We start from the raw sequence: 18,591 nt of genomic DNA, 5'->3' as shown, positions 1-18,591 counted from the left end.
ATTAAATGGGCGCCACATGGAATGGACTACGGCCGTTGTCAGGAAAACTTTACGGGCCATAAGCGTGGCGTTCTGCCACAGGGTCGCGCGCACCCCGGCGCATGACGCCATGCGCCGGGGTGCGGCTAGGGGAACCGGAGCAGCAAACCGCCGAGCCGGTCAGGCGATCTCGAACTCGATGCTGCCGATGCCTTCGATGCTCCCGCGCACGATATCCGGCCCCTCAGCCATATAAATGCCGGTGTACGAGCCGGTGGTGAGCAGCGTGCGCGCGGGAATGGTCTGCCCGCTCTGCAGGGCGCGCGTGACGAGCCAGACGACGAGCCGTCGCGGATCGCCCGCGGGATTGCTCGCCTGACCGCTGAAGATCTCCTGATCGCCGCAATGAAAACTGACCTTCGGCGCGACGAAATCGAAGCGCCGGTCGTAGCGCTTCGTCTCGCCGATCACGAGCGCGCCGTTGTTCTGCAGATCAGCGAGCTGAGCGAGCTTGTCGACTTGCGGCCAAGCCTTGAAGCGGCTGTCGACCACCTCGACCACGACCGACATCGAATCGATCGCGTCTAGCACGTCGTCGGTGCGCTCGGCGAAGGTGTTGTCGATGTCGGTGGCGAAGCTGAAGGCGATCTCGAGCTCGAGGCCGACGCGCGCGTAATCGGCGCGGCGTACGCCGGTCTTCGCGCCGAACACCCTCGACGCCGGCAGCGGTGCGCACTGCGGTTCGTCAGTGGGTGTCTTCGCGCCGATCTTGTAGCCGGCGCCGCCGCCGAGAGCGGCGATCGTCAATTGTTGAGCGAGATAAGCATCGGCGGGGCTGGCGGGAAGCAGGTCGTCCGCCAGTGTGTCGATCAGGGTGTGCGTGCGGCGTGCCTCGACGAGTCGCGCGGCGAGAGCTTGCATAGAGGCCATGGTGTGAGGTGTCTCCTTGCCTGCGTCGGAATCGAACGCGGATTGCGCGCCATCCGTTCGGTCGAATTGGCGCCTGGATACGAAATGATAGACATTGGATGCAAGTTCGGCTCCAGGGGTTCTCACTCCGTCGCGAAATTTTGCATTTGGTATACCATAAACGCGACATTTTCCGGGCGCAAACACTTTCTTTTTGGTCGCCAGAAATGGACGATATGCCTCGGGAGGCTTATAGTATCTGGGGTTACCCGGTCCTTGACGCGTGTATTCAAAATATGGCATCTAGTATATTGCATACCAAAATCGACGAGAGTCTGACCGAATCGGCCGCGTCCGGCACCGCTGAATTCGCCGTCACCCGCCCGGTTCTGCACGAATCGGTGACCAGCGCGCTGCGCAAGATGATCGTGGAAGGATCGCTTGCGCCAGGCGCGCGGCTCAACGAGCGGGAGTTGTGCGCGGTGCTCGGCGTGTCGCGCACGCCGTTGCGCGAGGCGCTGAAGGTGCTCGCCGCGGAAGGCTTGATCGACCACCAGCCGAATCGTGGCGCCGTGGTCGCCGTCATGACCGAGGAGGAGATCGGCAATACGTTCGACCTGCTTGGCTGCCTAGAGAGTTTCGCGGGCGAACTGGCTTGCGCAAAGATCGCCGACGCCGATTTGAACGAGTTGAAGGCGTTGCATTTTTCGATGCTGGCCTGCCACTCGCGCGGCGACTTGCCCGGCTATTACGAGTACAACCGGACGATCCACGACACGATCAATCTGCTTGCGGACAACGAAGTCCTGCGGCAAACCTACCTGGCCCTGAACCGCCGCGTGGAAGGATTGCGCTTTCGCTCGAACCATGACTCGCAGAAATGGGCGCGCGCCGTGGCCGAACATGGGCAGATGATCGAAGCGCTGGAGGCGCGTGACGGGGCGCGCATGGTCAGGCTGATGCGCCAGCACCTCGATGAGAAGAAACAGGCGGTGCTGAGTGCGATGCGAGCTGCCGCCGAGTCCGCCGCGTAACGCCCCCCGTCGCCTCTCCCGTTGAACGCTGACCGTCGCGCATCGGCGTGACGAATGTGACGCCCCGCCCACTCCTTCTATTTCGCGATCAATGCGACGAAGCCCCCTCGCTGTCGAGATGGTCCATCTGTGCCTGCGGATAACGCGTCCCCGCTACCGCGTCGGACGGAACCGCCGCTTCGATACGCGCCAGCTCTTCAGCCGAAAGACGCAAGTTGGCGGCCGCGATCGCGTCGGTCAGCTGGGTACGGCGCCGCGCGCCGACTAACGGCACGATGTCGTCGCCGCGGGACAGCGCCCAGGCAATCGCAATCTGTGCCGGATTGCTGTTGCGCTCGTCGGCAATCACGCGTAGCGCCTCGACCAGCGCCAGATTGCGCTCGAGGTTCTCGCCGCTGAAGCGCGGGCTGACGCTGCGGAAATCGCGCTGTTGCCCGCGCTCCTTCGACCACTGCCCACTCAACAAGCCACGCGACAGCACGCCATACGCGGTCACGCCAATTCCGAGTTCGCGGCAGGTCGGCAGGATTTCGGCCTCGATGCCGCGCGACATCAGCGAATACTCGATTTGCAGATCGCCGATCGGTGCGACCGCATGCGCGCGGCGAATCGTGTCCGCGCCCACTTCAGAGAGGCCGATCTGCCGCACATAGCCCTCCTTCACGAGATCCGCAATCGCACTGATCGTCTCTTCGACCGGCACGCTCGGATCGAGCCGCGCGGGGCGATAGACGTCGATATAGTCGGTGCCGAGGCGGCGCAGCGTGTAGGCGAGGAAGTTGCGGATCGCAATCGGACGGCTGTCGTATCCATTCCATGCGCCGGAAGGATCGCGCAGCGCGCCGAACTTGACGCTGATCTGCACGTTTTCGCGCTCGCGGCCGCGCAGCGCATCGCGAATCAGCATCTCGTTTGCACCCATGCCGTAGAAGTCGCCAGTATCGAGCAGCGTGATGCCGGCGTCGAGTGCGGCGTGTATCGTTGCTATGCTTTCGTTTTGGTCGGCGGGGCCGTACAAGTCGGACATACCCATGCAGCCGAGGCCGATTGCGGAGACTTGCGGGCCGTTGCTGCCAAGACGTCGGGTGTTCATGCGAATCGCTCCTTGCGGTTGAGAGAGGCCGATGCCGCAAGTCTAGGAGACTTTGAAACGGCACCGCACTAGAACGGCATTCTGCCGAGCGGTCGCCCCCGGATAAATCCGCGCCGCTGGAACAAATTGTTCGAGCGACATGACCAATCATCGGCCAAGAAGCTCGTTACGTCAGCGCCGAAACGAATCGATCGAAGGAACCCCTGCGCGTATGGACCATTTGCAGGCGATGAGAGTGTTTGCGCGCCGCGCAGTTGGGCAGCTTCACGAAGGCCGCCGAACAGCTGGTGGAGGTCTTGCCGGAGTGGAAAGCGGCGCCCCTGCCGGTGTCGATCGTGTTTCCGCATGGCAGGCATCTCGCGCCGCGTGTGCGGATTTTCATCGATTGGGTCGCGCAGTTGATCAAGGAGGCACACGCTGGGATGTGACTCTGCTGCGCGGTGCACTGCGCAAAGACCGCAACGGAGGCGCAAAAGTAAAAAGGCCCATCCGAGCCGTGCTGGGATGAGCCGAATCGCCGTCTAGCGGCGCAGATCGAAGGCACGCTGCAGCGCGAACGCCGCTGATTGCGCATCGATTTATTAGAAACTCGCGCGGCGCAAGAAGCGCCGCGCGTTGTCGCGTCAGATTAGAACTTGTGGCGGACGGCCACGCGGAACGCAACTTGGTTCTGCGTCGACGACGCGTACTGCGTACCCGGGATGAACGCGTTATCCAGAACCGTGCCCGTGCTGCTGCTCGAAGCGTGCTGGTAAGCCGTTTGGAAATAGAAGTCCGTACGCTTCGAGATGTTGTAGTCAGCCATCAGGCCAACCGTCTGGTACTTCGGATGCTGAATGCCCAGCGCCGCGTTGTAGTTCGTGTAGGTGTAGATGTATTGCGCACCCACGAAGAACGCCGGCGTGATCTGGTACTTGCCGTTGATTTCGAAGTTCTGGAAGCGCAGCGAGTGCAGCGGGTTGCCCGCCACCGCGAGCGGCGCGAGGTCGTTGGTGTTCGACAGGAGCGGGAGATAGCCGGTGCCGGTCGGATTCTGCATGTACGAGTTGGTGTACACGAAGCCAGCCGTTGCCGGGCCGAACGTATAGTTCACGCCACCGCCGAAGATTTGCACCTTGGTGGCCACGAAGTTCTCGTCGCCGCCGTTGTTGACCGCGCCGCTAGAGCTGCTCGACGGGTTATTCAGCTGCATGTAGGCGCCCGCGACCTGCAGGCCGCCGAACGAGTACGTCGCGCCAACGCTATACGCGTTGTTTTGCTTGAAGTTCGTGCTGTTGCTGAAGCTATACGTCGCACCGCCCTGGAAACCGGCGATGACCGGGCTCGCGTACTTGACCGTGTTGTTCAGACGGAACGAGTTATCCGTGTTGTCGTTGTCGTACGGGTGCGAGAGCAGATAGCCGCCCCAGTTGCCGTTCGCGGTGAGCGGCGCCAGGTAGTCGACCACCGAGTCGTATTGGCGACCCAGCGTCAGCGTACCGTACTGGTCGTGCGTCAGGCCGACGTAGGCTTGACGGCCGAACTCGAGGCCGCCTTGGCCGAGCTTGCCGGTGTTCACGTCAAAGCCGTTTTCCAACTGGAAAATTGCCTTCAGACCGCCGCCCAGATCTTCACTGCCCTTCAGGCCCCAGCGGCTGCCCTGCGCATAGCCGCTTTGCATTTCCCAAACGGAGTGGCCACCGGTGGTCGTGTTGACCTTGTTCGTGAAGTCCAGACCTTCATCGATCACGCCGTACAGCGTGACGCTGCTTTGTGCGAAAACCGGAGCGGCAAATGCGGACAGCACTGCGAGCGAAATGACGTGTTTTTTCATCAAAATCTCCAAACCTTTTGACTTGTTGAAAGTTCTTTACAGTCTGCTTATTTTTATGGCAGAGCTTTTAATGGCCGGTTGCCGTAATTTCATGCAACGCTGGAAGGATGTTTGCACGAGGAAAAGGTGGCGTCCATTCTGGTGCGTGTTTTCGCGCCGAACCGTTGCGATTTGCCAACTAAAGCCACATCAATCAGACGGATTGACGCGCCAATGGTCAGCCAAAACACTTAATCAATAAGGGATAACACTTAGTCGTGAGTTGCCCGCGCTACGGAGGTCTTGCGGGAAAACGAGACCAACCCAAAGTGCATTGCGGCCCGCCGCGGCGTAATGCCGGAGCAATAATTGCAATGACAGAATTAAGCAATTCGCATTGAAGCAATGCATTAACGAAGTCAAATCAATCCGGATTGCAAAATATTGCCGTGATATGTGGTGCGACTTTATGAACGACCGCCGGACTGTTTGCCGCGGTGACCGCTTTCTGGACGTCGTCCAGCCAGCCGAACACGACTGCCCCATACGCCGAATTGCCGATCGGCTTGCCATCGCCGGTGCGGAACATCGGATCGTCCTTCTGGAATCCGACCAACGCAAACACGTGGAAGCCGTATGCCGTCAGGTTGGCGCCGCTCGTGGGCCGGAACGCGTTGATCGAATTCGGCTCGACGCGGGTCGGCGTCGGGTCGATCAGATACTGCTGCTCGAGCGTGCCAATGAACTGGTGCGCGGAGACACCGCATTTCAATGGCTCGTCGAGCGCGGCAGCCGTACAGATAGCGGGAATAAGAGCGAAAAAGACAGCAAATAGCGTGCGTTTCATTGCGTTGTGAGGTCACTACAGTACATGCGCCCCCCCGGTACCGCTTGCCACGGCGCACGCCAATTTTTGAGATGAAAGGTCTGAGGCCGCACTTTACAGATGTTTACCACTCCATGCATGCCGTAAGCACGGCGCGCTTGCCACCGCCGCTAGCCGGACCTGCTACCTCGACCTCGGACGCCTCGCGCCCCTAGCTCACATTGAAATGCACGCGCACGTCCCGCTGGCTGCCGACCGCGCGACCATTCTCCATCGCGGGAAAGAAACGCCATTTGTGCAGCGCTTCGAGGAGGATCTGATTGAGCCGCGGATTCGACGTCGGCTTCACCAATTCGACTTCCGTGCTGCCATCCGCGTGAATGTCGAAACGCGCGACGGCTTCGGCGCGGAAGGCGTCCTCGCGCAAATCGTCGGGCAACATCGGTAGCGGTTGGGACAGCAGCCGCGCCTGCACGGTGCCGGCCGATGACGAAGCCGGCGACGCCTCCGAAGCACTTGCCGCCGCTCTGACCCCGGTTGCGGTCGCATCGGCAGCCGGCGCAGCCCGTGCCGGCGCGGCGGGCGACTCGACCGGCGGCGGCACGTTTCTTTGCGGCACGTTCACCTGCTTCGCGGGCTCAATCGCTTCGCGGCGGACGACGGGCGGCGTGGCTCGGCTTGGCTGTGGTTTCGACACTTGATGTTGCAGCGGCTCGCTCGCTTGCGGCACGACTGAAACCATGCGCTCAGGCGCAGGCGGCACAACTTCGACCAGCTTCATTTCGATCGTCTCAGGCGCAGGCGGCGGCCGCTCGTCCTGCACGAAAAGCCGCGCGAAGTGCGTGAGAAAAACCACCCACACCGCCGCCGCTATGGCAAACGCGAACGCGAGCCGAACCTTCGGCGCATCGCCCGCCGTCAACAGCCGCCTAAAACCGCTATTCACGATGCACGGCCACCAGAAAATGCTCGACGCCCGCGCGGCGCGCCGCCAGCATCGCCTGCACGACGACGCCATGCGCCGCGCCATCGTCGGCGGCTACGACGATATTGCCGTCGCGCGGCAACTGGCGCGCCACGGCCTGCGTCACCTGATCGACCCGCACCGCCTGCTGATTGACGAACACCTGGTTCGTGCGGCTGACGCTGAGCGTCAACGGTTTGTCCTCCGCCATCCGCTCGGCCACGCCTTGCGGCAGATTCACGCGCACCGCGTCGAGCCGCTGCATCGCCTGCGACGTCAGCATGAACGTCGCCAGCAGGAAGAACATCACGTCGATCATCGGAATGATCTCGATGCGTCCGCGCCGGGCGGTGCGAGCACGCCGCAGTTTCATGGCGCGCTGCTCCTAAGCTCTTGCTTGACGCGCACGTCCGCCAAGCGCGCGTTCGCGAACGATTCGAGTTCGTCCGTGAGCGCGTCGATGCGGCGCGAGAAGAAGTTGAACGCGAACAACGCGACAACGGCGATCACGATCCCGATCGCCGTCGCGACCAGCGCCTGCGCGACGCCGCCTGTGATGCCGGCCGGATTCAACAGCCCGCCGCCGATCAGCTTGAACGACTGCATCATGCCGACGATCGTGCCGAGCAGCCCGACGAGCGGCGCCGCCGTCACGATGGTTTCGAGCAGCCACAAGCCGCGGCCCATCTCGCGCTGGATCTGCGCGGCCGCCGCGTCGATCTTCGCTTCGAGCCGCCATAGCGGCGCGCCCCGGTCATCGAACAAGCGTCCGACGCGGCGAAGCGCGTGCCGCGCCGGCAGGCGCGCAAGCGTTGCCGCCAACCCGTCGTTCGCGGTCGCTTCGCCGGCGCTGTTGCCGGCTTGCTCGATCACATCCGCAAACCCCGCCGGCACGCGAGCAAACCGCCAGAACGCGTACGCGCGATCGAGCACGATCGCGAGCGCCGCAATCGCCAGCACCGTCAGCGGATACACGGCCCAGCCGCCCAGCCGCGCGGCCTCGGCCAGATTGGTCCATTCGTTCAAGGGTGTCCTCCTTTCTATCGATGCGCGCCGCGCGTCAGAACGTCTTCGTCAGGCCCGCGTAGATCGCGCGCTGCGGACCGTATTGCGGCGCCTGGACGCCGATGCCCGAGCCGCTGCGCAATTGGTAGACGCGGTCGAAGGCATTGACGAGCACGAGACGCGCCGAGAATTTGCCGATGATCGGCTCGTTGAAGCGCTCGATCGCGGCGAGATTGATCTGCGCATAAAACGGCTCTTTGTCCGTGTTCGCAAAGCCGCTGCGCAAGCCGCTGCCGACGGTCCCGTCGGCTGTCAGCGTCGTGTTGCCGAACGTGTAAGCGCCGCCGAAGGACGCCGTCACGCGCTGATCGTGATCGAGAAACACCCAGTTGCTGGCGATATAGCTGAGTTCCTGCGGCGTGAAATTGAACTGTGCCGACTCCACGTTCTTCCCCTGCGCCCGGCTGTACGCGACGTTCAGGTAGGCGGAGACGTTGTCTTTCTTGTAGCTCGTCGTGAATTCGACGCCGTACACGCGGCCATATTGGTAGTTGAACGGCGTGAAAATCAGCGCCGTGCCGAACTGGCCTTCGTCGAGCAGGTCGTGCGCGATCTTGTAGTACGCGTCGAGGCCGACCGTCAGGTTCTGCGTGAGCTTCTGCTCGACGCCGACATCGAAGTAATGGTCGCGCTCCGGCTTCACCGGATCGTTTTGCGTGTTGGCGCTCTGGTTGGTCGTGCCGTTGAAGAGGCCGATCGTCGACGGCGAAACCAGCTCGAACGACGGCGGCGTGAAATAGCGCGCGTAGCCGGCATGCAGCGTCGTGGCGTTGGTCGGCTGATAGACGAGGCCGATGCGCGGGCTCAACTGGCTCGCGTCGACGTACTCGTTCATCTTGTCGTAGCGCACGCCGTAGTTCAGCGTCAGCTTGTCGGTGAGCTTCCACTCGTCCTGCAGATACGCGCTGTACAGATACCCGGTCTTGCTGCTCGCATCGTTGATCGTGAACGGCACGTCGGAGGTCTGGTTGCCGTTTGCGTCGGCAGGAAAGACCGAGACGCTGTCGTTGAAGTCCGCGTGCTCCTGCTGGACCATTACGCCCGCGCGCACCGTGTGCTTTTCGTTAAGCCGATAGACGAAATCGGTCTGCAGGCTATTCGCCTGGTCGCTATGGAAATCCGACGACGCCACGCCATTGAACAGCAGGTCGCCGATCGGATCGGGATTGAACTGCGTGCGCGAATAGCGCGTAGAGAGCGCGATCTGATAGTCGAGCTTGCCGCCATTCGTGCCCTGCAATGCAAGCACCGCGAAGTTGTTCAGCTCCGACTGCGTGTCGTTCAGATTCGTCGAATCGAACGTCGGGACACCTTGCAGAGAGAATTGAGTCGGCAGCCCGGGCGTGTTCGGCAGTTGGAACCAGTTGGTCGACGCGCCGAACATCAGGCTCACGCGCGTAAGCGGGTTGATCACGTACGACAGGTACCCGAAACCGTTGCTTTGCTGCGTGTGATCGTGCGGCGGACTGCCGTCTGCCGTCGGCGACTCGATGCCGAGGTTGTTCACGCCGTGCGACCCCGAAAAATAGTAGCTGAGCGGCCCTTGCGAGCCGAACACATCGGCGCTTTCCTGCAGCGTCTGATGGCTGCCGCCATAGACGTCGATCGATCCGCCCTGCCCGAGATCGCCCGACTTCGTTTTGATGTCGACGATGCCCGCTGTCCGATAGCCGTATTCCGCGGGCAGCGCGCCCGTCACGAGATTGAGCTGGTCGATGATGCGCGTGTCGAACGACTGGCCAAAGCCGCTGATCGGCTCCGGAATAAGGATGCCGTTAATCCGGTACTGCAGGTCCGCGTGATCGCCGCGCACGTGAAGCTGCCCGTACGAATCGTTCGCGACGCCCGGCATTTGCAGCATGACCTGGTTGAGCGGGGTGTTCTGACCTTGCGGCATGGTGTCGATGTCTGCCTGCGTCACGTGATAGACGCTCGCGCCGATATCGGGCTGAAAGCCGTTGCGCGCGCGGTCGAGGCGCTGCGCATCGACGTTCACGTCGAGCGCGCTGTCGTCCCCGTCCGTTACGACGCCGGTTTGCGACACGTTGTCCGGTGCAGCGAGTGCATGCAATGAAGCCATCTGCGCCGACACCAGCCATGCCGCGCGCGCTATGAATTTGCGGTGGTTCATCTTTCTTGTTCTACGTGATGGGAAATCCTCTTGCCGCTATGGCGCCTCCGCATCGAGAGACGATATAACGTATCAATCAGGCGATGATATAACGTATCAAATTTGATCTGCAACAAGGTTCTTGTGCACCTTGGACTATGCAAAGCCGACCCCAAGCCGGTCCCCAGTCAAATTCTGTAATAATTTCGAAATACTTTCGCAAGCTGACACGGAACCATGGCTCGCCGGGCCGGTCCTTCAGACTTGTCTCGCAGATCGCTTATCTCGTCTGCCCCGCCGGCTTGGCGCGAACCGTTTCGGACGTACGCCGCCTAGCAACCCCCAATTCCCAGCCGGTCCCCAAGGTCGCGCTCATCGAGCGGCCCATGGGGACCGGCCGTTTCGAACAGCATGCAGAAATCACAACGCCTCGTCGAACTGGACTTCCTGCGCGGACTGGTGCTCCTCATCATCGTCGTCGATCACATCGGCGGCAGCATCTTGTCGCGCTTCACGCTGCATACCTACGCGTTCTGCGACGCCGCTGAAGTCTTCGTCTTTCTCGGCGGCTATGCCACTGCCACGGCGTATCTGTCGCTCGCCAAGAAGCACGACGAAACCGCCGCTCGCCAGCGCTTCCTGCGCCGCGCGCTCGAAATCTATCGCGCGTTCCTCGTGACCGCGGGCCTCATGCTCGTGATCAGCGCGGTCTTCGTCGCGCTCGGCGTCGACGAGGCGCCCAATCTCGCCTACGCCGATCTCGACAGCCTCACGAGCGCCCCGCTCCAGACGCTCTTCGATATCCTGCTGCTGCGGCGCCAGCCCTATCTGGCGTCGGTGCTGCCGATGTACGCGCTCTTCGCGCTGGCCGTGCCGTTCGTGTTGCCGCTCGCGCGCAAGAAGCCGTGGCTGCTCGCCGCCGCGAGCGTGGCGCTGTGGGCGGTTGCGAGCCGCATCCTCCCCTACCTGCCCGCCGCCGAAGACATGCACTGGGACTTCAACCCATTCGCGTGGCAGCTCATGTTCGTGCTGGGCGTGCTCGCGCGCTGCCAGCCGATCTACCAGCGCGTGAGCGCGTCGCACTTCGGGCCGCTCGTCAGCGCAGCGGCGCTCTCATTGCTTGCGGTGTTGTGGATTGCGAAGCTCTCCGGCATTCCCGAAGCGCTGCTTCCTGAGTTCAAGCAGAACCTCGAGTGGCTGCGCGTCGTGAATTTCCTGGTGATTGCGTGGCTCGTGGCGGACCTGATCCGCGCCGGCTGGGCCAAGAAGGCCGCGAATTGGCTGCCGTGGATCGGCACGGTCGGCCGCAAGGGCCTGCTTTGCTTCATCGCCGGCACGGCGATTTCGCTGATCGTCGATTCCGTCCTGTACACGATGACCGACGGCCTGCTCGACGTGCCGCTCGGCCTCGCCGCCGACGCCGTCGCGATCGCCGCGCTCTTGGCTGTCGCGAAGGTCTACGGGCCGCTCGTGCGCGTGCTGGCGGTGAAGACCGGCTAAGCGCCTGAGTGCGCCTCGCCGCCAGGGCCTGGCCCATTCACACGACACACGAAAATCGGCCCTGGCCGCGGATCGCCGCTGTTAGCATTAGGCGCGCCAAGCGCTTTGCGGCAGCCCGCTCCCATTTCGACCTCCATGCGCACACTCCTTTCCGCCCTTGCCGTGCTCGTTTGCATGACTGCGCAAGCGCCTTCGTTCGCGAGCACCGTCGCGGCGCGCTCGTTCCACTCGGAAGCGCTCGGCCGCGAATGGCCGTACACGATCTACCTGCCGACCGGCTATCGCGATAACGGCCCGCGCTACCCGGTGCTCTATCTGCTGCACGGCAATCACGGCGACGCCAACGACTGGATCACCCAAGGCCAATTGCAGGTCACGGCGGATCAGCTCATCGAGCGCAAGGAAATTCCGCCCGTCGTGATCGTGATGCCGCAGGCCGGCACCGATTGGTACGTGGATCGCAAGGAAAAGATGCAGACGGCGTTTTTCAGCGATCTGCTGCCCGAGATCGAAGCACACTACGCGGTCTCAAACCAGCGCAACGGACGCGCGATCGGCGGGGTCTCGATGGGCGGCTTCGGCGCGTTGCGCTACGCATTGCTCGCACCGGATGAATTCTGCGCGGTGATGCTGCTGAGCCCTGCGATCTACGCGGACGTGCCGCCGCTCACGTCGGCGGCGCGCTACGTCGGTGTATTCGGCGACCGGCAATTCGATCCGCGCATCTGGCACGAGCTCAACTATCCGGCGCTGTGGAGCGGCTATTTGAACCGTCCGTGGCGACTGCCGTTCTTCATTGCCGCCGGCGACGACGACCTCGTGATTCAGGCCGAAGCCGACGCGCTGTACACGCATCTGCGGCAGGCGAACAATCCGGCGGCACTGCGGATCGTCGACGGCGGGCACACGTGGGATGTCTGGCGCGGACTGATCGGCGCCGGGCTCAAGTACACACTGGCGTGTGTGAAAGGCAGCGTGAAGTAGGCGCCAGTGCCGGCGATATCGATTGCGCGCGGCGCATGAGCCAAGTCTTTGGGGGGGCGATAACCATAGTTCTTTGACGCCTGACAACTGGGGTTATATCGTCTCGCCGATGAAAGAAAGCGAACTGAACACCCTCGCCGTCCGCGTGCGTTTTGCCCGAGCCAAACTCCGGCTGACGCAGGCCGCCTTGGCAGAAAAGGTCGGGTTGTCACAACCCATGATTCGCAAGATCGAAGCGGGCTCTGAAACGGCGAAGGTGGTCGAGCTGGCAGTCGCTTTGGAAGTCCGCCCGGAATGGCTTGCAACCGGAACCGGGCCCGTCGCCAATGCCGATACCGCCGCAGATGAAAGCGGCGACGCACTCGAAGCCGCACTCTGTCGTCTCGCCAAAGCCGTCAAGGGTCTGACAGCCGCGCAAATTGAACACCTTGCCGCGGCTGTCGAGGCGCGAATGCCCGATGAGCCACTCGAGGCAAATAGCCAACAAGCCGCGCCAGCGGCTATTTTTAGAACGACTCAATAGTTTTTAATAATCCAATCTGGATCTTGAGATAAATCCTATATTTAAGGGAGTAAACATGGCAGTCCTAAATCGTATCGAAAACGGCTATCTACAAGTTCTTCGTGTCCTGACCGTGGCCGGCGCCACCATTGGCTTAGTCGGCGCGGTTGGCGCCGGGATCTATGCCGCATCCAACTTCAACTCGGAACCGAAGCCCGTTTCTCAGCACGTGAGCATCGACGCTGCTTCGTACAAGTTGCCCGCAGCGGGCAACATCGCTGATGAACAGGCGGATGCGGCAACCGACGGCACCCCTCCTTCCGCCCGTGATACCACCGATTCGCTGGCGGACAAGCTCGCCGGACAATGGACGCAGATGATTACCGCGCAAGGCAAGAAAATCGTCGGACCGGACTACGCGCCCCCGAGCGGGGCCAAAATGAGCGAGTTCTACTCGACACTTCTGCAAAAACCCAAATACGGACAAGAATTCATTGATGGCTGGCGCAACTACATCGATGCCGTTCTCACACGGCCCGACGTCGTCAAACACATCAATAAATCTAGGGAGACGTTTGTTGAAGTCGTCAACGAGGCTTCACAACACTACTTATTGACATATGAATTGGAACAACAACGAATCAAGAAGGAAAAGGAAGACGCGCAAGCCGCTGCTCAAGCAAAGAGGATTGACGCGATTGCGTCGTTGCCCGTACTCGGCGCCTTGTTCGGTGCGTTTGTCATATTTGCGCTGCTCCTGCTGCAGATTCGCGCCGAGCGCAGCCTTCGGCAAATCGCAGCGGTTCACGCGAATTCCGCAAGGTAACCCGCAAACCGGCTCCGCGACTCAGGGCCTGTTCACGTCAATCACAGGCCCTAGCGCACCCACTCGCTCCACAGCACGGTCAGCACGGTCATCAACGCCGGGCCGATGAAAAGGCCGATAAAGCCGAACGTCTGCGCGCCGCCGAGGATGCCGAACAGCACCAGCAGAAATGGCAGGCGCGTCGATCCGCCGATCAAGATCGGCCGCACGAAATGCTCGGCGATGAAGACTACGACGACGCCGAACACCACCACGCCGATCGCCCCGACCGTCGCGCCTTGCGCGAAGAGCCACAGGGCCGCGCCGCAAAAGACGAGCGGCGCGCAAAACGGCAGCATCGCCGCAATCGCCGTCAAGAGGCCGAGCACTGCCGCGTGAGGCACGCCGCTCACGAGATAGGCGACGCCCAGGAGCGCGCCCTCTCCCAATCCAACCACGACCAGACCGCTGACGGTCCCGCGCACCGCCGCCGCCATGCGCACCGCCAGGAGCGCACCATGAGGACCGAACGCGCGGCGCGTGCCCTTGAGCAAGTTGCGGCTCAATTGCGGCCCTGCCTGGAAAATCACGAACAGCGTGACGAGCGTGAACGAGAACACGACGAGCCCGTGCGCCGCCACCGTGCCAAAACGCCGGCCAAGCGTCACGACGGTGCCGCCGTGCAGCGCCTGCATCGCCGGCGACCCGTGCAACGGCAGCGCGAGATTGTCCTGCCACCACGACGCGACCTGCGATGAGCCGAACGGCAAATGGCCAACGAAGTCCGGCACCGGAATGCCGCTGGCCTCGACCGTTCTGAGCCACAGGACAAGCTCGTGCGTTTCGCTCACAGCCTGCGCAAACACGAGCACGAATGGCAGCACGACGAGCAGCCAGACCGCGGTGGTCACGATGATCGCGAACAACGTCGTGCGAAAGTGCGAACCGCAAAACGCCTCGAAGCGCCCCAACAGCGGCCATAGCGTGATCGCAATCACCATGGCCCACGCGACAGCAGGAATGAAATCGCGCATCACCCAGAGCGCGAGCAAGACGAGCGCCGCGTAGAGCACCGTCGAAGCGATGCGCTGGAACCTACGGTGGTTCGGTTCGATATCGGCGGGATTTTCTTCAGCCATGACCTTTCTTCAAGCGATTTTGTTTTGTTGCGATGACAACCGTTCGGCGACTGCGCGCGGGTTTGCGATAGCGCAGCGCGAACGGTCCGTTCGCGACATCTTAAAGGATCGCTTCAGATAGCCTCGTCTCCCGCTTCAGACGCCCGCCCCCAGTTCGCGGTCGAGCTCGACGATCGTCTGATACAGCACGCGCGTGCCGTCGAGCAGCTGCCGCGGCTCGATCCATTCTTCCGGGCAGTGGCTGCGCCCGTTCAGGCAGGGAATGAAGATCATGCCGATCGGGCCGGTCGCCGCGACATACACCGCATCGTGTCCCGCCCCGCTCGGCAGTCGCATGCTCGCGTAGCCGAGCTGGCCCGCCGCACGTTCGACGGCGTCCATCACGAGCGGCTGGCAGTCGGTCGGTTTCGCCCGGCTGACGTGCACGGCAGCCGCCGATACGCGCAACGCCTCCAGATCGCCGGCGGCCGATGCCATCAGGTCTTCCGGAAAGCGATCGAGTATCGCGTCGCTGTCGCTGCGCACTTCCAGCATCAGCTCGACGTGGCCCGGCACCGCGTTGGGCACGTTCGGCGTCATCGCGATGCGGCCTATCGTGGCCACCACATAATGCGGCGCGCCGTTGAGCGCCGACGCCATCCGGTACGCGCCGTCGATCAGCCGCGCGGCGCCGACCAGCGCATCGCGGCGAATATCCATCGGCGTGGTGCCCGCGTGGTCCGGCTGCCCCGTCACCGTAATCAGCACACGGCGAATGCCGACGATGTTCGTGACCACGCCGATCGGCAGCCCGCGCGCCTCCAGCACCGGCCCTTGCTCGATATGCAGTTCGACGAACGCCGCGGTGCTGCCCGGCGCACGCAGCGGCCGGTTCAGCGCGGCGGGTTCGCCGCCGATGCGCCGCAGCGCTTGCCCGAGCGTTTCGCCCGCCGCGTTCTTCGACGCGAGCATGCCCGCGTCGAGCACGCCCGAGAAGGCCCGGCTGCCGACACACGAAATGCCGTAGTCGCTCGGCTCCTCCGACAGAAAGTCGATCACCTCCAGCGGATGGTCGAGCGTGATGCCTTGCTCGTTCAGCGTATGAGCCACCTCGATGCCGGCCAGCACGCCGATGATGCCGTCGAAGCGCCCGCCGCCGACCACCGTGTCGCAATGCGAGCCGGTGACGATCGGCTTGGCGCGCCGCCCCGAGCCGGCGCGCCGGCCGATCAGGTTGCCGCCCGCGTCCTGCGTCACCGCAAGGCCGGCCGCGGCGAATTCCTCGGCGAGCCACGCGCGCGCTTCGGTGAACAGCGGCGAGAAGGCGCGGCGGGTCCACGGCACATCGGGCAGCGTGAAGCGAGCCAGCCGTTCGACGCGCGCATTGAGCCGCTCGGCGTTGAGCGGCGGAAACGGTGTAAGCGGTGGAAGCGGGATAGAGGTCATGAAATGTCCGTTCAGGCAAATTCAGGCGAATAAGGAAGCAGCCGAGGCGGCCACGTTCGTGTGCGGCTCCGGACGCAGGAAACGCCCATACCCCCGCGAATTGACGATCCTGGCTCCGTCGAAGACCTGCACGCCACGGCAATACGTGGCGGCGATCCGCACGCTGAACTCCATCCCTTCGAACGAGCTCCACTGCACCGCGGACAAGCTGTTCGACGGATCGAACCGATAGCGCTCGGGTTTGAGAATCACGATGTCCGCATCGGCGCCGACATCGAGCGAGCCCTTGCGATCGTGCAGCAGGAAGTGGCGCGCGGGGTTCAAGCTCAGTTGCCTGGCGACCATCGTCGGCGCGATGCCGTGCGTTTCACAGCCGGTCCAGAACGCCGGCAGCAGCGTCTCGAGCCCCGGCCCGCCCGATGAATTCTTGAACACATTCGGATTGCCCTTGCGTTCGAGCCCCCAACTGACGTGATCCGACGAGACGAACGTGCAGGCATCGTTGGCGATGTGCGTCCACAGCAGCTCGGTCTCCGCCTTCGGCCGGATCGGCGGATAGTGCTTGGTCTTCGCGCCGAAGCGCTTCGTATGGTCTTCGTGATTGAGCATCAGGTATTGGACGCAGGTCTCGATGCTCGCTCGATGTCCGGCGCGCCGGTACATCCCGCACAGCTCGAAGCCGCGCGAAGTGGAGACATGAACCGCATGCGCGCGCGCGCCGGTTTCCGCGCCGATCTCATAGATGAGTGCGGTCGCGAGATTCTCGATGAGCGGCGTATGCGCGCGCATGAACGCGTCCCAGCCGGTGTCGCCCGCTTCGATCATGCGCGCGACGTTCTTGCGCGTGAGCTCCTGCATCTGGTTGTGCACGCCGCACGCGAGCCCCGACGGCGCGATCAGCCGGAACGCTTCGTAAAGATCGTCTTCTTCGACGCGCGGAAAGCGTCCGGGCGTCGCCTCGAAGGTCGAGAACTTGAACGCGCACACGCCGCCTTCGATCAGGCCGGCCGCCGCCTGCATGCCGTGCTGGTCGTTCAGCGTGCCGAAAAGCGCCACGTCCACGTGGCAATCGCGTTCGACCTCGGCGATCTTCGCGTCGAGCTGCGCGCGCGACGCGACCGGCTCCGGGTCGTCGTACGGCATATCGACCATCACCGTCACGCCGCCGGCCGCCGCCGCGCGGGAGGCGTGCCCCAGCCCCTCCTGGTTGGCCTGGCTGCCGGAGTGCACCTGTCCGTCGACGACGCCCGGCATCACCCACTGCCCCCGGGCATCGACGCCATCGCGCGCCTGCGGCGCCGCGCCCGTGCCGCGCGCCGCCACCTTGCCGTCGCGCACCGCCACCCAGCCGTCCTCGACGATGCCCTGCGCATCGACGAGATTGCCGCGCACCACCAGATCGAAATCGCTCATCTTGGCTCCCGCCATGTTTTTGTTCGAAGCAAGTTTAGGCGGCGCTCTGTCAGAATGTCTCATGCCTATTTATCGCATCGACATAACACGGAGTTAATCCCTTGCGACTCAACCTGCGGCAAATCGAAGTGTTTCGCGCCATCATGCTGACCGGCTCGATCAGCGGCGCAGCCAAGCTGCTGCACGTCTCGCAGCCGGCCGTGTCGCGGCTGATCTCCTATGCGGAGCAAAGGCTTGGGCTCGCCCTGTTCGAGCGGATCAAGGGCCGTCTCTATCCGACACCCGAAGCACGCCGGCTCTTCACCGAGGTCAACGCCGTGTACCAGGGCGTCCAGCGCGTCAACGAGGTGGCCGAGGACTTGATCGAGAACCGTATGGGGCACTTGCGCATCGCGTGCAGCCCGAATCTCGGGCAATCGCTGATTCCGCGCGCGATCGCCCGCTTCTACGAGCATCTTCCGGACGTCAGGATCATCCTGCACACGATGATTCCCGGCGTGTTGATGCAGGCCGTGCTCACGCAGCAGGTCGAGCTGGGCGTCGCGTTCCTTCAGGAGACGCACCCGAACGTCGAGATCCATCCGCTGCACGAAAACCGCATCGTCGCCGCGCTGCCGGCCGATCATCCGCTCGCGAAGCGCGAAACGCTGCGCGTGCAGGATCTCGTCGATCAGCCGCTGATCGGCTACGGCAGCGACATCCCCCTCGGGCAACTCGTGCGGCGGCTCTTTCATGACGCGCAGTGCGTGCCCCAAATCAAGATGGAAGTGCAGCAGTCGCATGTAGCATGCGCGCTCGTGCAAGTCGGCGCGGGCATCGCGCTGATCGACGAGCTCACGGTCAGTGGGCCGGTGTGGCCGCAAGTCGTCGTGCGGCCGATCGTGCCGACCGTCACTGCGCCGGTCAGCGTGCTGCATCCGGTGCTCGAACCGCTGTCGCGGCCGGCGCGCGAGTTCATCGCCACGCTCGAAAGCCTTCGCGCAGCGGCCTGAAGGGACGCTTCGGCCGCTCGAGCGGCCCCTCCCAGGGATTACCCCAGTCTTAACACCGC

The 18,591-nt window shown here is 63.1% G+C and carries 17 protein-coding genes and 1 pseudogene; 7 read left to right on the top strand and 11 right to left on the bottom strand.

Translation table 11 applies throughout. From position 1 onward, the window contains the following. Positions 1 to 159 precede the first annotated feature (159 nt). Positions 160 to 909: a 2-keto-4-pentenoate hydratase gene (locus AAHK20_RS17595; protein WP_449182776.1), complete on the bottom strand. Its 750-nt coding sequence runs from the start codon at positions 907 to 909 to the stop codon at positions 160 to 162. Between the two features lie 98 nt (positions 910 to 1,007). On the opposite strand from AAHK20_RS17595, the gene AAHK20_RS17590 reads away from it, so the two are divergent. Next, the gene (locus AAHK20_RS17590; protein ID WP_449182775.1) at positions 1,008 to 1,922 is read left to right on the top strand and encodes a GntR family transcriptional regulator; all 915 of its coding nucleotides are present in this window, start codon (positions 1,008 to 1,010) and stop codon (positions 1,920 to 1,922) included. A gap of 88 nt (positions 1,923 to 2,010) precedes the next feature. Here the strand turns inward: AAHK20_RS17590 and AAHK20_RS17585 are convergent, their stop codons facing one another. After that, positions 2,011 to 3,015, bottom strand: a complete 1,005-nt coding sequence (locus AAHK20_RS17585; protein WP_449182774.1) for an aldo/keto reductase — start codon at positions 3,013 to 3,015, stop codon at positions 2,011 to 2,013. Positions 3,016 to 3,299: 284 nt separating this feature from the next. On the opposite strand from AAHK20_RS17585, the pseudogene AAHK20_RS17580 reads away from it, so the two are divergent. Further along, positions 3,300 to 3,443 (top strand): annotated as a pseudogene (locus AAHK20_RS17580) (LysR family transcriptional regulator); the annotation flags it as partial. 200 nt (positions 3,444 to 3,643) lie between these two features. Here AAHK20_RS17580 and AAHK20_RS17575 read toward each other — a convergent pair. The 6 genes from AAHK20_RS17575 to AAHK20_RS17550 form a co-directional block, all read right to left on the bottom strand. Beyond that, entirely contained in the window at positions 3,644 to 4,828 is a 1,185-nt protein-coding gene (locus tag AAHK20_RS17575; protein WP_449182773.1) for a porin, read from the bottom strand. A gap of 403 nt (positions 4,829 to 5,231) precedes the next feature. After that, a complete protein-coding gene (locus AAHK20_RS17570) occupies positions 5,232 to 5,654 on the bottom strand; it encodes a hypothetical protein (protein ID WP_449182772.1) in 423 nt (140 codons plus the stop codon). 190 nt (positions 5,655 to 5,844) lie between these two features. Next, positions 5,845 to 6,579 (bottom strand): energy transducer TonB, encoded by a 735-nt coding sequence (locus tag AAHK20_RS17565; protein WP_449182771.1) that lies wholly within the window; start codon positions 6,577 to 6,579, stop codon positions 5,845 to 5,847. After that, positions 6,572 to 6,970, bottom strand: a complete 399-nt coding sequence (locus AAHK20_RS17560) for an ExbD/TolR family protein (protein WP_449182770.1) — start codon at positions 6,968 to 6,970, stop codon at positions 6,572 to 6,574. Before AAHK20_RS17560 ends, AAHK20_RS17565 begins: the two co-directional genes overlap by 8 nt. Then, on the bottom strand, positions 6,967 to 7,623 hold the full coding sequence (locus AAHK20_RS17555) for a MotA/TolQ/ExbB proton channel family protein (RefSeq protein WP_449182769.1): 657 nt from the start codon (positions 7,621 to 7,623) through the stop codon (positions 6,967 to 6,969). The genes AAHK20_RS17560 and AAHK20_RS17555 overlap by 4 nt, the downstream gene beginning before the upstream one ends. A 34-nt stretch (positions 7,624 to 7,657) precedes the next feature. Continuing rightward, positions 7,658 to 9,793 carry a TonB-dependent receptor gene (locus tag AAHK20_RS17550; protein ID WP_449182768.1) on the bottom strand — a complete coding sequence of 712 codons (2,136 nt, stop codon included), beginning with the start codon at positions 9,791 to 9,793 and terminating at the stop codon, positions 7,658 to 7,660. Between the two features lie 390 nt (positions 9,794 to 10,183). Here AAHK20_RS17550 and AAHK20_RS17545 point away from each other — a divergent pair, with 390 nt between their 5' ends. The 4 genes from AAHK20_RS17545 to AAHK20_RS17530 all read left to right on the top strand — a co-directional run bounded on the left by AAHK20_RS17545 (position 10,184) and on the right by AAHK20_RS17530 (position 13,584). After that, the gene (locus AAHK20_RS17545) at positions 10,184 to 11,272 is read left to right on the top strand and encodes an OpgC domain-containing protein (RefSeq protein ID WP_449182767.1); all 1,089 of its coding nucleotides are present in this window, start codon (positions 10,184 to 10,186) and stop codon (positions 11,270 to 11,272) included. A gap of 174 nt (positions 11,273 to 11,446) precedes the next feature. Next, complete coding sequence (locus tag AAHK20_RS17540) at positions 11,447 to 12,256, top strand: alpha/beta hydrolase (protein WP_449182976.1); 810 nt, start codon at positions 11,447 to 11,449, stop codon at positions 12,254 to 12,256. A 73-nt stretch (positions 12,257 to 12,329) separates the two neighbouring features. Next, positions 12,330 to 12,779 carry a helix-turn-helix domain-containing protein gene (locus AAHK20_RS17535; RefSeq protein WP_449182766.1) on the top strand — a complete coding sequence of 150 codons (450 nt, stop codon included), beginning with the start codon at positions 12,330 to 12,332 and terminating at the stop codon, positions 12,777 to 12,779. A 55-nt stretch (positions 12,780 to 12,834) separates the two neighbouring features. Next, entirely contained in the window at positions 12,835 to 13,584 is a 750-nt protein-coding gene (locus tag AAHK20_RS17530; protein ID WP_449182765.1) for a hypothetical protein, read from the top strand. Between the two features lie 50 nt (positions 13,585 to 13,634). On the opposite strand, the gene AAHK20_RS17525 is transcribed toward AAHK20_RS17530, so the two are convergent. The 3 genes from AAHK20_RS17525 to ertD form a co-directional block, all read right to left on the bottom strand. Further along, positions 13,635 to 14,702, bottom strand: coding sequence for an AI-2E family transporter (locus AAHK20_RS17525; protein WP_449182764.1), 1,068 nt, complete (start codon positions 14,700 to 14,702; stop codon positions 13,635 to 13,637). 135 nt (positions 14,703 to 14,837) lie between these two features. After that, positions 14,838 to 16,127, bottom strand: a complete 1,290-nt coding sequence (gene ertE / locus AAHK20_RS17520; protein WP_449182763.1) for an N-carbamyl-l-glutamate amidohydrolase ErtE — start codon at positions 16,125 to 16,127, stop codon at positions 14,838 to 14,840. Between the two features lie 21 nt (positions 16,128 to 16,148). Then, positions 16,149 to 17,540: a hydantoin-5-propionate amidohydrolase gene (ertD, locus tag AAHK20_RS17515; protein WP_449182762.1), complete on the bottom strand. Its 1,392-nt coding sequence runs from the start codon at positions 17,538 to 17,540 to the stop codon at positions 16,149 to 16,151. A gap of 101 nt (positions 17,541 to 17,641) precedes the next feature. Here ertD and AAHK20_RS17510 point away from each other — a divergent pair, with 101 nt between their 5' ends. Further along, positions 17,642 to 18,532, top strand: coding sequence for a LysR family transcriptional regulator (locus AAHK20_RS17510; protein ID WP_449182761.1), 891 nt, complete (start codon positions 17,642 to 17,644; stop codon positions 18,530 to 18,532). Positions 18,533 to 18,591 lie beyond the last annotated feature (59 nt).

This window comes from Trinickia camelliae, assembly GCF_053525655.1.
The sequence above is the reverse complement of the archived record's forward strand: the minus strand, read 5'-3'. Positions and strand labels throughout refer to the sequence as shown.